The organism is Pseudobdellovibrionaceae bacterium, assembly GCA_019637875.1.
Lineage (GTDB): Bacteria > Bdellovibrionota > Bdellovibrionia > Bdellovibrionales > Bdellovibrionaceae > JAHBUW01.
Genome location: JAHBUW010000005.1, coordinates 154,782 through 167,116, shown reverse-complemented (window position 1 = coordinate 167,116; position 12,335 = coordinate 154,782). Strand labels below are relative to the sequence as shown.

Here is a 12,335-nt window from a genome sequence, read left to right as displayed (position 1 = left end):
CCGACTTCGTTGCGACGGCGATGACATCATGCAATGTACTCGTTGGCCCGTGCGGGCCGCGACTGTCAGGATTCTGCACAGTTCATCCTTACAAAGACGTGGCCTTTTCGCAGAGTTCTCAGTAACCTAGAGCGGTATTTGGATGTTTGGATTCTGGTTTTAGATTGTAGCTAACTGAGGTTTGGACTCATGTCAGGACGCGAAAGTGGCCGCACACGTGCATCGACTGTAAAGTCGGCTCCCGATGCCCACGATTTCACAATCGGAGGAATGCCCTTCCGCCTGCGTTCGTCGCAAGACGAAGAGAGCGTTAAAGCTCTGGTTTCTTATGTTGATCAAAAAATTCAATTGGCCATGAAGGCGACCAAAAGCGGGTCGCTCCAGAGCGCGGCAATTCTCGCCGCCCTCAATATCGCCGAAGAACTCATGGTCCTTAAACGCCGTGCCTTGAAAGAAATCGATCAAATCGAAAACCGCGCCCGTCAGTTGGCCCAAGATCTCGACCAGACGAAAACATCCAAAGGAGCTTCGACGACGTCGGTGAATTCATGAGCGATAAATCCGCGCTTCGGCGGCGGATTCAAAGCTCATATCCCGTGTCGGGCCCGAGTTGGCCGGAAGATTGGGAACGTCCGCTCATGGATTGGCTGAGCCAAAACGCGAGCGGCACCTGGGGGGCCTTCATTCCGTTAAAGGATGAGCCACCGCTTCTTTCGAAACTTCCGCACCTCAAGCATCTGCAGTGGGTCTTTCCCCGCATCCAAGGCGCAAGCCTTGAGTTCTGCGAAGTGAAAGGCGACGCCGATCTGGTCCGGGGCCCTTTGTGCCCCGAGCCGGCCGCGCACTGCCCGGTGATTGAGAACGGAAAACTCCAGGGTCTACTGATTCCGGCGCTCGCCTTCGATCATTCGGGGCAACGGCTGGGACGGGGGAAAGGGTTTTACGACCGCTTCCTTGAGACCTTTACCGGAGTCCGCGTCGGGGTCATTCACTCCAGCCGGATTCTTGAGAGCTTGCCCGCAGACAGTTGGGATCAGCGGGTGGAATGGATCGCGAGCGAAAAGGGCGTACGGCCGGTTTCGTAAGCGGGGGTTGGGTCGCGGGGGCGACCGGTACGAGGAGTAAAGTCATGGAGTTTGTTTTAGCAGCGGTCGTCGGACTGCTGATTGGTGGGGCCGCCGTTTTCTTGATCAAGCGTGCGCAAGACGAAACGCAAAAGAAGTCGGCCAAAGCGGAAGCGGACCGCATCATCAACCGCGCCAAGTCCGAAGCGCAGAAAATCGACCGCGATTCGAAAGCCAAAGCGAAAGACTTCGAAGCCCGCGCGCGCAAGAACGTCGAAACCGACATCCAAAAGCAAAAAAGCCAGATGAAGCAGAAGGAAGGCCAGCTCGAACGTCGCCTGAAAGAGCTCGACGATCAGCACAAGGCCAAACTCGACGACGTCGAGCGCTTCGAGAAATCCCTGCAAGACAAGACCGCCAAGATCGAGATCACCGAAAAGCGGATTGAAGAACTCGAAGTCAAAATCGAAGCCGAATACCAAGAACTTCGCGAAAAACTCTCGCGCGTCTCCACCATGACTCCCGAAGAAGCTAAACGTGAAATCGTCCAGGCGCTGGAGGGCGAAGCGAAAGCCGCTGCCGCAAAACGTCTGAGTGAAATCGAAGCCGAAGCCGAAAAAGACGCCGACCGTAAAGCCAAACGTATCATCGCGGTCGCGGTGTCGCGTTTCGCCAGCGAGTACACGTCCGAGCGCACGGTCAGCGTGATGGCACTCCCCTCGGAAGAGATGAAGGGGAAGATCATCGGTCGCGAAGGCCGTAACATCCGGACGCTCGAAGCCATGTGCGGGGTCGATCTGATCGTCGACGATACGCCCGAAGCGGTCGTCATCTCGGGTTTTGATCCCGTTCGCCGCGAGCTCGCCCGTCGCACTTTGACCAAACTTCTGGAAGACGGCCGCGTCCACCCGGCGCGCATCGAAGAGGTCGTCGAAAAAGTGAAAGTCGAGCTGCAAAAGGACCTGCGCGAAGAGGGCGACAAGATCGTCGTCGAATTGGGTCTGGGCCAAATGCACAACGAAATCACGCGCGCGATCGGAAGTTTGAAGTTCCGTCACAGCTTCACGCAGAACCTGCTCTCGCATTCCCTCGAAGTGGCCCACCTGTCGGGCCTGATGGCGGCCGAGCTCGGCGTGAACGTGAAGCTCGCGAAACGCGCGGGCCTTCTGCACGACATCGGTATGGCGATCGACCATACGGTGGACGGCTCGTCGGCGATGGTCGGCGCGGACTTCTGCAAAAAGTACGGTGAGCCCGATGCGGTTTGCCACGCGATCCGCGCGCACCGCGGGGACGAACCGGCGAACTCGGCGCTCGCGCACATCGTGGCGGCCGCTTACCAGATGTCGGTGGGCCGTCCCGGCGCCCGTCGTCCCGGCATGGACAACTTCATCCACCGTCTGCAAGAACTCGAATCCATCGGAAACTCCTTCGACGGCGTGCTGCGCACCTTCGCGGTGCAGGCGGGTCGCGAAGTCCGCGTGCTGGTCGAGGCTTCGAAGGTCACCGACGATCTGGCGCAAATGCTTTCGCGCGATATCGTGCGTAAGATCGAGCGCGAGATGCCCCACCTCGGTCAAGTGAAGGTCGCGGTTTACCGCGAAACCCGTTCGGTCGAAATGGCCCGCTAATGAGCCAAGCCGACGTCAAAATCTCTCAGGAGGCCATCGACCAAGTCACCCGCTTGAAGGCGGGGACGGTGGACTTCATTTCCGAGCCGGACCTTCTGCGCAAGGTCGACCGCTCGCTGAAATCCGGCAAGCCCTTGCAGCTGAAACTCGGCGCGGATCCCACGCGCCCCGATCTGCACTTGGGACATACGGTGGTCTTGAACAAGATCCGCCAGTTCCAAGAGTACGGTCACCAGGTGAAGTTCCTGATCGGGGACTTCACCGGCATGATCGGCGATCCTACGGGGAAAAACGAAACCCGTCCGCCGCTCACGGCGGAAGAGGTCGCGCAAAACGGAAAATCCTACGCCGAGCAGATTTTCAAGGTGCTCGATCCCGCGCGCACCGAAATCGTTTACAACTCGCACTGGCTAGGCCGGATGAGCTCCGTCGACTTCATCAAGCTGACCGCGCAGTACACGGTGGCGCGGATGCTCGAACGCGACGATTTCACGAAACGCTACAAGTCCAATACGCCCATCTCGATGCACGAACTCTTGTACCCGCTTTGTCAGGGCTACGATTCCGTGCACTTGAAATCCGACATCGAGTTCGGCGGCACCGATCAGAAATTCAATCTGCTGGTCGGCCGCGAGCTGCAAAAGGCCTACGGCCAAACCGAGCAGCAGGTCGTGATCACGGTGCCGATCCTCGAAGGGCTCGACGGCGTGAACAAGATGTCGAAGTCTTTGGACAACTACATCTCGGTCGTCGATACGCCGAAGGACATCTTCGGGAAAACCATGCGCGTGTCCGACACGCTCATGTTCCGTTGGTACGAACTTCTGACCACGATGACCCCCGCCGAGATCGAGAAGATGAAAGCCGAAATGGCGTCGGGCGCGAAACACCCCCGCGACATCAAGGTGGCGCTCGCGAAATTTTTGGTCGCGCGCTTCCACTCGGAGTCGGCCGCGCAAGCGGCGGAAGATGAATTCAATCGCATCTTCAAAGAAAAAGGTCTTCCCGATCAAATCGAAGAGATGCGCGTGGCGGCCGGTCCCGCGATGGGCATCTGCCAGCTTTTGACCCAGCTGGGAATGACGGCCTCGAACGGCGAGGCGAAACGCGCCGTTGAAGGTCGCGCGGTCGAAATCGACCAAGTGAAAGTCGAAGATCCGAAAAAGATGATCGATCTGGTGGCGGGGACTTCGTTCATCCTGCGCTCCGGGAAAAAGAAATACGCGAAGGTGGTGGTCGAATGAAAATCCGTCTGCACCCCGTAGGCCTTGAAATCGAAGGCGACTCCAACCGCTCTTTGCTGCAGCTCTGTCACGACAACAAAGTCGAGCTGAAGAGCCTGTGCAAAGGGGTTCCCAGCTGCGCCGAATGCCGGATCAAAATCCTGGCGGGCGACGCGAACGTGATTCCGCCGAATAAAGCGGAACTCTCGCTGATCGGGACGAGCTACTACATCGACGGGCGGCGTTTGGCCTGCCAGATCCGCTGCTTCGGCGATATCTCGGTCGATATCACTGATCACCTGAAAGAAGACGACAATACGACCAAAAAACTGCGTGGTTACCGCGCGCCCCCCGGGCAGTCGCGCGAATCCAAAGCGGTACAGGGCACGATGGTGCTGCAAGAGCCATCGCTACCGGCAGAACCTGCGGGCGGCGGACGTCGCGGTCGCGGCGGCGGTGCGGGCAATGAAAATCGGGCCGCGGCGAACGATCGGGGACGTCAGGTGAAACACCCCGGCGACGAACTCGTCGCGGGAAGTGAGCATCCTGAACCTCTCGACTCTGCGGATCTGGACGGCAGCGGGGACGAGGGCGTGATCGACGCGCTCCATGCGGGCGGCGACATCTACGCCGGCGACGAAGCCGATACCAGTGAAGCGATCACCCAACGTCTCGGCCGTCAAATCGAAGCCGATGACGAGGACGATGAGGACTATGACGACGAGGGCGAGGACGGCGGCGACGCCGAGGCGCCCGCCCGTCAAGGCGGTCAGAACCGCGGCGGCTCTTCCGCAAATCGGGGGGGGGCTCGTGGCGGCGGCGGCGGTGGACAACATCGCGGCGGCGGCCCGCAGCAGGCGCGGGGTCCAGGTGGTGGCGGCCCAGGAGCTTCCGGTGAGGGCGGCGGACAGAAACGCCGGCGTCGTCGGGGTGGTCGTGGTCGTCGCGGAGGAAGCGGCGGCAGTGGTGGTGGCGGCGGTGGCAACCGCGGTCCCGGTGGCGGCGCTCCGAAATCCTAATCCGTGTCTCAAAAGGCGGCGTTCATGCCGCCTTTTTCCGTTCTAGACTTACGTCTCCCGTGAAAGACGACGAAACGTCTTCATCGGGAGTAAAGATTTGGGCGGCGAATCCAAAATCAATTACCGCAGTTACGGCGAGGGCGAAACGGTCGTCCTGCTGCACGGTTTCGCCGGTTCGGTCTCCCATTGGGAGCCGCTCCGCCCGCAACTCGCGAAATACTACCGCGTGGTCGTGCCGAATCTCACGCATCTGACCCTCGGGCGCGAGGCCTTCAGCTTCTCGGCGCAGATCGATGAGCTTGCGCGTTTCCTGCGTTCACCGGAGTTCGATAAACCCGTCCATCTGGTGGGCTTAAGTTACGGCGGCGCTTTGTGCTGGGGATTGGCGATCCGTTATCCCGAGCTCATCGCGCGCGTCGTTCTCATCAATCCGATGCCGCCCCATCCGGTTTCAAGTTTTCAGTGGCGCGCGCTCCAGATCTTTTTGTCGCTGCCGGTTCGCAAAGCCGTTCTGGGTTTCATGCTCCGCACGGGCTGGGGACGCAATTTCTTGCGTCGCGCGGCCGAGATCTTCCGCAACGTCGATCAGGCGCCCGCTTTGGATCGCGTGGAGTCGCTCGAGGGGCGCAAGCTTCTACTCATCGCGCATCTGATTCACCGGTTCGCGTGGATCATCAAAAGCGAACGTTGGCACATCTGGGCGAACAAGCTCGAGTACTGGACGCCCGAAACGCTTTTCATCTGTGACGACGAGGATCCGCTCATCCGTTTTGACGCTTACGAGGAGCTTTCACGCAAAATGGGCTGCGAGAATTTCTTCGTGACTCAGGGGGCGGGCCACATCTCGCCGCTGAATTCTCCGCACCTGATCGGGTGGGAAGTGATGAAGTTCTTCTTGGACAAGGCGCCGGTTCGCGCGCCCTCGAAAGACGTCGGCTAACGTAAATTCGCGCCGAGCGCTTTCACTTTCGAAATCCACTTTTCGCGAAAGGCCGTTTCGGAGTTACGAATCGGTCCGATGGACGTGACGCCGACCGGGCGGATGCCGCAAAACTCGAGCGTCAGATTCTTGATCGCGCGGTGACTGGGCGCCCAGTACACGAGCCAGTAGTACCAGCGCGGCTGATCCATGGTGGCGATCAGGCGCCCGGTTTTTCCGGTCAGGTATTTATCCCAGAACAGCGAGCCGGGGCGTTTCTTGAACGCGAAACCCGGCAGCAGCACGCGGTCGAAGAAACCTTTCAAGAGCGCCGGGGCCGCGCCCCACCACACGGGATGGATGACGACGATGTGATCGGCGTTTTTGATTTTGCGTTGGGCCTCGAGCAGGTCGGGCTCAAGCTCGGTGCGTTCGCGGTAGCCGTGAGCGAGATTGGGATTGAACTGAAGTTTCGCGACGAAGATCTCTTCGACCTCGGCGCCCGCCGAGCGCGCGCCGTCGCGGTAAGCGGCGTGCAGCGCGTGGCAAAAGCTTTCGTTATCGGGATGTCCCTGAATCAAGAGGATCTTTTTGGCCATGAGGCCATTGTGCGGGCCGGGGACGGGCGAGTCAGCGATTAAACGTTGAAGCTCGCGCCGCAGCCGCAGTTCTTGGTCGCGTTCGGATTGTTGAACACGAAGCCCTTACCGTTCAGACCGCCCGAATAATCGAGGGTCATGCCGATCAGGTACATGAAGCTCTGGGGATCGACCGCGATTTTTTCTCCGTCCAGTTCGAAGAACTTGTCGCCGGCTTTCGCATCGGACTCGAATGCCATTTTGTAGCTCAGGCCCGAGCAGCCGCCCTTCTTGACCTCCACACGCAGGAAGTCCCCCGCGGGACGTTTCTCTTCGGCTTTGAGGGCTTTTAATTTTTGAGCGGCGGTTTCAGTGATCTGGATCATGTTTTTTAGTTTACCACTGTCCGGGAGTCGTGGGTAGTCCCGGCCTATTTAATGAATTTCTGAATGATATTGATGGCTTGCTCGATATCTCCGGGCTCGGTCATTCGCCCCAGGCTCAGACGCAGTGTGCGGCGGGCGGCCTCTTCGGAAAGGCCCAGCGCGCTCAAAACGTGGCTGGTAGAAGTTTTTCCCGAGTAACAGGCCGAGCCCCGCGAGAACGCAAGCAGCGGAATATGTTCGGGCACAAGGCTTTTCGGAAAGCTGATGTTCAGGTTGTGGGGCGCGCGCAAATCGCTTTCGCACGACGGACCGTTCACGATGGCGTCGGGATAGATCGACTGCAAGCGCAGGCAGAGTTCGTTTCTGAGGGCGCGCAGTTTTTCCATCTCGACCGTCATGACTTCCAGGCCCAGCTCGATGGACTTTGTCATCCCGACGATGCCGGGCACGTTGAGCGTACCGCTGCGTTCGCCGCGCTCGTGCCCGCCGCCGTGAATGAGCGGCAGCAACTCCACATGGGGGTTCTGTTTGCGATGATACAGAAAACCCACGCCCTTGGGGCCGTAGAGTTTGTGCGCCGAGAACGACATCAGGTCGACGTGCACGTCGCGCAGATCGACGGGAACTTTCCCGATCGCCTGGGTCGCGTCCGACAGCAGATAGACTTTTTTGGCTTTGCAGATCTCGCCGATGGCGCGGATCGGGTAGATCGTACCGATCTCGTTTTGCACCCACATCACGCAGACGAGCCGCGTTTCGGGACGGATGCGCTTTTCGACTTCTTGGGGATCGAGCTGTCCGTCTTTCGCGAGCGGCAGGAACTCGATTTCGGCGTTATAGAATTTGCGGGCGTGTTCGAGCGCCATCAGCACCGAGGAGTGCTCCACCGGGAGCGACAGGATATGGACTTTTGCTCCGGGCTCAGCTGAAGAGACGGCTTCGAGCACGCCCTGGATCGCCCAGTTGTTCGATTCGGTGGCGCCCGAGGTGAAGGTGATTTCGTTTTTGGCGGCGCCCATGAGGTCCGCGATCTTTTTGCGGCAGTCCTCGACGGCGCGGTCGGCGGCCCAGCCGAACTCGTGGCCCAGGGACATGGAGTTCCCGAAACGTTCGGTGAAGTAGGGGAGCATGGCCTCGACGACGCGGGGGTCGGTCGGCGTGGTCGCGTTGTAATCGAAGTAAAGCGCTTTGGACATGGGACGTTTTTACTCCTCTGCGCTACGCACCGCAAGCTCTGGCGTCCCGCCTGAAATTGACTACAATGATCGTCTATGGCGAAGACACTTCGGAAGACACACGGACTCTCCTATACGCGGCATTTCTATCTGGGCGATCCGAAAAAAAGCGTGGCCACGAGCCTGAAGTGGCAGACACGCGATCTCGAGCTGCGCAATAGCCGCGGTGAGGTCTATTTCGCCATGAAAAAGGCCCGCGCGCCGGCATTCTGGAGCCCTCTTGCCGTGGAAATCGCCGCCTCGAAGTATTTTCGGAAAAGGGGCGTTCCCAAGGGCTTCGGCGACGGGAAGGGCTCGGAAAACTCGGTCGAGGACATGGTCACCCGCGTGACCGAATCCATCGAGAGCTTCGCCAAAGCGCGGGGCTACTTCAAGGACCCCGCTTCGGCGCGCGCCTTCCGCCAGGATCTGGAGTGGCTGTTGTATCACCAACGCGGAAGCTTCAATTCGCCCGTCTGGTTCAATGCGGGTCTGCATCACCGCTACGGGCTGACCTCGGATAGTCGCTCGTACATCTGGGATTTCAAAACGCGGGATGTGCGTCTTTCGCAAGAGGCCTTGGAGCGACCGCAGGTGTCGGCGTGTTTCATTCAAAAGGTGGACGACAATCTCGACTCCATTTTCGATCTCGTTCGCAACGAGGCCCGCATCTTCAAGTTCGGTAGCGGGAGCGGCACCAACTTCTCGCATCTGCGTTCGCGTTTCGAAAAACTCGCGGGCGGCGGGACCAGTTCGGGCGTCTTGAGTTTCCTGGAGGTCCTTGATCGCAGCGCGGGTTCGGTGAAATCCGGCGGGACCACCCGGCGCGCGGCGAAGATGGTGATTCTGGACGTCGATCACCCCGAGATCGAGGAGTTCATCGACTGGAAAGCGCGCGAAGAGAAAAAAGCGAAGGCCTTGATTCAGGCGGGCTACGACGCGCACTTCGAAGGCGAGGCCTACCGCACGGTCTCGGGGCAGAACTCCAACAACTCCGTGCGCGTGACCGACGCTTTCATGAAGGCGGTGGAGAAAGACGGTGTTTGGAAACTGCGCGACCGGCTGAGCGGCAAAGCCGTGCGCGAAGTGAAAGCGCGCGAGCTGTGGACGCGGATTGCGACCGCGGCCTGGGAGTGCGCGGATCCGGGGCTGCAATTCCACGACATCATCAACAAATGGCATACCTGCGGGAAGACCGCGCCCATTCGTGGTTCCAATCCCTGTAGCGAATATCTGTTCATTGATGATTCGGCCTGCAATCTGGCGAGTCTGAATCTTCTGAAATTCGTCGACGAGGATTTGAACTTCGACCTCGCGTCGTTCCGCGCGGCCGCGCGCTGTTTCTTTCTCGCGCAGGAGATTTTGGTCGACCTCGCAAGTTACCCGACCGAAGGGATCGCGCAGAACAGTCACGACTACCGTACGCTCGGTTTGGGCTTCACCGGCTTCGGTGCCTTCTTGATGCGTCGGGGGATCGCCTACGATGCGCCCGAGGCTCGTCACTGGGGCGCAGTTTTGACCGCGCTCTTGACCGGATATGCCTATGAGCTCTCGGGCGAAGTTGCGAAGGGCGTCGGGCCTTTCGCGGGCTGGAAGAAAAATAAACTCGAGATGGCCGGTGTGATGAAACGCCATCGCCAAGCCGTGAACGGCATCGGCGCCGCGGGACTGCCGGCGGAATTGAAAGCCGAAGCCCGCGCGGTGTGGGACCGAAATTTGGAATTCGCCGCGAAGACGGGATTCCGTAACGCTCAGGCGACGGTCATCGCGCCCACGGGGACGATCAGCTTCATCATGGATTCGGAAACGACGGGCATCGAACCCGAATACGCGCTCGTGCGTTTCAAAAATCTGGCGGGCGGGGGTGTGATTCGTCTGACGAGTCCTTCGGTCGAAGCGGCACTTCGGCGTTGGAATCTAGATGAGGATCGGATCGTGCGCGTGCTCGCTTGGGCGGACGAGAAGGGAAGCCTCAGCGATTGCCCCGAGCTGACTCCGCAACAGCGTGCGGTCTTCCGCACGGCGCTCGAGATCTCGCCCGATGCGCACATCGAGATGATGGCGGCGGTGCAGCCCTTCGTCAGCGGCGCGATCTCGAAAACCGTGAACCTTCCCCATGAGGCCAGCATTGCCGAGATCGAGCGCCTTTACCGTCGTGCTTGGGATCTGGGACTGAAGGCCGTTGCGATTTATCGCGATCAATCGAAGGGCTTCCAACCCCTCGTCGTGAAAGCGAAGGAAGAGGTGGCCGACCGCCTCGAAGCCAACGACGCCTCGCCCGTACAGGCGACGCTTGGCGTGAAGGCCGACGAGGACGCCGGGCGTTGGCGACCCGCCAGCCCCGTGCTGCCGCTGGATATGCCGCGTTGTTTTGAGTGCGGAACGCAGACGGAGCTTTCGGGCGGCTGCTTCCGCTGCCCCAACTGCGGGACTGTTATTGGCTGCAGCTAAAGCAATACTCGCTCTTTTACAGGGTGGGGGCCGGAAGGCGCGGTGGAGTTTGCGTGTGGGGGCCGGGCCTTGTAGGCCGGAGGCATTCCCATGGAGGTCTTCGTGAAGCTCAAGTTGTTCGCGGTGTTGGCTTTAGTTTCGGTGTTGTCGGTGACGGGCACAGTGTCGGCGACAGAAACGCCCGCGGAAAAGACCCCGCTCACGTTCGAAGCCTGGGAGGCCCTGTCCACGGATGAGCAAAAAGATCTGCTCGGCGAACTGCCCGACGTGATCGAAGAGTGGGAAAGCGACGATGGCCAGAGCGAAACCGAGTTCGAGGCCGCGCAAAGCGAAATCCGCCTGGTCCGTTACGTGGTCATCAAGGATCGTGAATACGAACGTCAGGAAAAACTCTTCACCGCCGCCGAGGCTCAAAAAGCCGTGGCGCTCTATAAAAAGGGCTATGCGGAAGCCATCGGTGAGTTCGAAGTCGACGGCGAATTCGTCACCAGCGTCGGCGAACCCTCGGTCTCTTTAACGGTGTATCTTTTGAACGGACAGCTGCTGGCCGTTCGTTTCGGTCTTTTCCAGGACGGCGCGGGGCACGACACCGAATCCTACGGACCCCACTTCGATACCGAAGAAGAAGCGCGGGCCGCCGGTTGGGATACGGGCGCCGACGTCTCTTGGAGCAACCACTTCACCGTGAACCATCGCGGTGAGGTGATGGACTCGAACGGCTACTGGGAGTGGTCGGGCTACTAGGCGATTTTCTTTCCCGGGTTCGTGTTCTCGGGGATCGTCTCTTCCGCGGCTTCGGCCTCTTCGGGCTTCGAAGTCTGGATATTGAAAGAACGTTTGAGCGCCACCATGCAGGCCTTGTTGTAAGGCGAGCCGAGCACGAATTCGATGTGCTGCATGGCTTCGTGCATGCTCATCCCGTCGTTCCCCGGCGAGGGGAACGTCAGGTCGATGTAAAGATCCGCGAGCGCCACGATCTTGGCGAAGGGATTCATCTTCATATCGCGAATGCGGCGAGGGAATCCCTGACCGATGGCGTTTTCATGATGCTCCAGGGCCGTCGCGATCACCTCGGAGGGCATTCCCGGAAGCTGTCGCAGAATCTCCGCGCCGCGGAAGCAGTGGGTTTCCCAAATCGCGCGCTCGTCTTGAGTCATGCGTGCGCGGGGTTTTTCTAGAATCTCGGGCGGGATTTCCTTCAGGCCGACATCACGCAGGAACGCGCAGAGCGCGAGCTTCTCGAGATTCGCGCCGTTTTGCCATCCCATTTCTTTAGCGATGACCACCGACAGCGCGGAGCCCGCGACCGCCGTTTTGATGATGTTGCCCGGGAGCTGTTTGAGCGACTCGACCAATTCTAAATAGTCTTCGCGCGATTGCACGAGGGTCGTGACGGCCTGAACGGCGGCGCGCGAGTGGGCGAGCGTGCTTTCGCTGAGGCCCAAGTGATCGAGCTCGATGAAGACCGAATGCGCCGCCGTCTTGACGAAGGCCGCCTTTTTCGAGATCGGGATCTCGCGTCGCTGCACGAGCACGCTCACGATTTTCAAGTTCTGGTCGACGGCGGCGTAGTAATCCTCGCGCCGTACGTAAAAGGTCGTGACGGTATTGCTTTGGCTGACGTGCAGATCTTGTAAGGAGCTCTTGGCGCCACGTTTCGCGATCATGATGGCTTTGCCGGTCGGCATGCGCACGAACAAATCGGTGGGCAACGGAAGGCCCGGCAAAAACTCGTCCTTGTCGATCGCGACAAGATCGTCATCGCCCCGCTGGAACTGCGCGAGCAGATCCATGGTGTCCGCTTCCGCTTGCGGATGTTTTACGTCCTTGGTGCTCTGTGATGACAAGGC

The 12,335-nt window shown here is 59.7% G+C and carries 12 protein-coding genes; 8 read left to right on the top strand and 4 right to left on the bottom strand.

Annotated features, from left to right (window positions below; translation table 11 throughout):
* Positions 1 to 270: 270 nt before the first annotated feature.
* The 6 genes from zapA (at position 271) to KF767_08410 (ending at position 5,877) form a co-directional block, all read left to right on the top strand.
* Positions 271 to 552: a cell division protein ZapA gene (gene zapA, locus KF767_08435; protein ID MBX3017902.1), complete on the top strand. Its 282-nt coding sequence runs from the start codon at positions 271 to 273 to the stop codon at positions 550 to 552.
* On the top strand, positions 549 to 1,085 hold the full coding sequence (locus tag KF767_08430) for a 5-formyltetrahydrofolate cyclo-ligase (GenBank protein ID MBX3017901.1): 537 nt from the start codon (positions 549 to 551) through the stop codon (positions 1,083 to 1,085). The genes zapA and KF767_08430 overlap by 4 nt, the downstream gene beginning before the upstream one ends.
* A 44-nt stretch (positions 1,086 to 1,129) precedes the next feature.
* Positions 1,130 to 2,695, top strand: a complete 1,566-nt coding sequence (gene rny, locus KF767_08425; protein MBX3017900.1) for a ribonuclease Y — start codon at positions 1,130 to 1,132, stop codon at positions 2,693 to 2,695.
* Entirely contained in the window at positions 2,695 to 3,939 is a 1,245-nt protein-coding gene (locus KF767_08420; protein MBX3017899.1) for a tyrosine--tRNA ligase, read from the top strand. Before rny ends, KF767_08420 begins: the two co-directional genes overlap by 1 nt.
* Positions 3,936 to 4,937: a 2Fe-2S iron-sulfur cluster binding domain-containing protein gene (locus tag KF767_08415; GenBank protein ID MBX3017898.1), complete on the top strand. Its 1,002-nt coding sequence runs from the start codon at positions 3,936 to 3,938 to the stop codon at positions 4,935 to 4,937. Before KF767_08420 ends, KF767_08415 begins: the two co-directional genes overlap by 4 nt.
* 97 nt (positions 4,938 to 5,034) lie before the next feature.
* Positions 5,035 to 5,877 (top strand): alpha/beta hydrolase, encoded by an 843-nt coding sequence (locus KF767_08410; protein MBX3017897.1) that lies wholly within the window; start codon positions 5,035 to 5,037, stop codon positions 5,875 to 5,877.
* On the opposite strand, the gene KF767_08405 is transcribed toward KF767_08410, so the two are convergent.
* From KF767_08405 to KF767_08395, 3 genes are read right to left on the bottom strand one after another with little or no spacing between them, the layout of a single operon-like run.
* On the bottom strand, positions 5,874 to 6,455 hold the full coding sequence (locus KF767_08405) for an NAD(P)H-dependent oxidoreductase (protein ID MBX3017896.1): 582 nt from the start codon (positions 6,453 to 6,455) through the stop codon (positions 5,874 to 5,876). The genes KF767_08410 and KF767_08405 overlap by 4 nt on opposite strands.
* Positions 6,456 to 6,493: 38 nt before the next feature.
* Positions 6,494 to 6,820: an iron-sulfur cluster assembly accessory protein gene (locus tag KF767_08400; protein ID MBX3017895.1), complete on the bottom strand. Its 327-nt coding sequence runs from the start codon at positions 6,818 to 6,820 to the stop codon at positions 6,494 to 6,496.
* Positions 6,821 to 6,864: 44 nt separating this feature from the next.
* On the bottom strand, positions 6,865 to 8,016 hold the full coding sequence (locus KF767_08395) for a cysteine desulfurase (protein ID MBX3017894.1): 1,152 nt from the start codon (positions 8,014 to 8,016) through the stop codon (positions 6,865 to 6,867).
* 75 nt (positions 8,017 to 8,091) lie between these two features.
* On the opposite strand from KF767_08395, the gene KF767_08390 reads away from it, so the two are divergent.
* Both KF767_08390 and KF767_08385 read left to right on the top strand, forming a co-directional pair.
* Positions 8,092 to 10,485, top strand: coding sequence for a vitamin B12-dependent ribonucleotide reductase (locus KF767_08390; GenBank protein MBX3017893.1), 2,394 nt, complete (start codon positions 8,092 to 8,094; stop codon positions 10,483 to 10,485).
* 102 nt (positions 10,486 to 10,587) lie between these two features.
* The gene (locus KF767_08385; GenBank protein MBX3017892.1) at positions 10,588 to 11,229 is read left to right on the top strand and encodes a hypothetical protein; all 642 of its coding nucleotides are present in this window, start codon (positions 10,588 to 10,590) and stop codon (positions 11,227 to 11,229) included.
* On the opposite strand, the gene KF767_08380 is transcribed toward KF767_08385, so the two are convergent.
* A complete protein-coding gene (locus tag KF767_08380) occupies positions 11,226 to 12,332 on the bottom strand; it encodes an HD domain-containing protein (GenBank protein MBX3017891.1) in 1,107 nt (368 codons plus the stop codon). The two genes, KF767_08385 and KF767_08380, sit on opposite strands and share 4 nt — an antisense overlap.
* Positions 12,333 to 12,335: the final 3 nt, after the last annotated feature.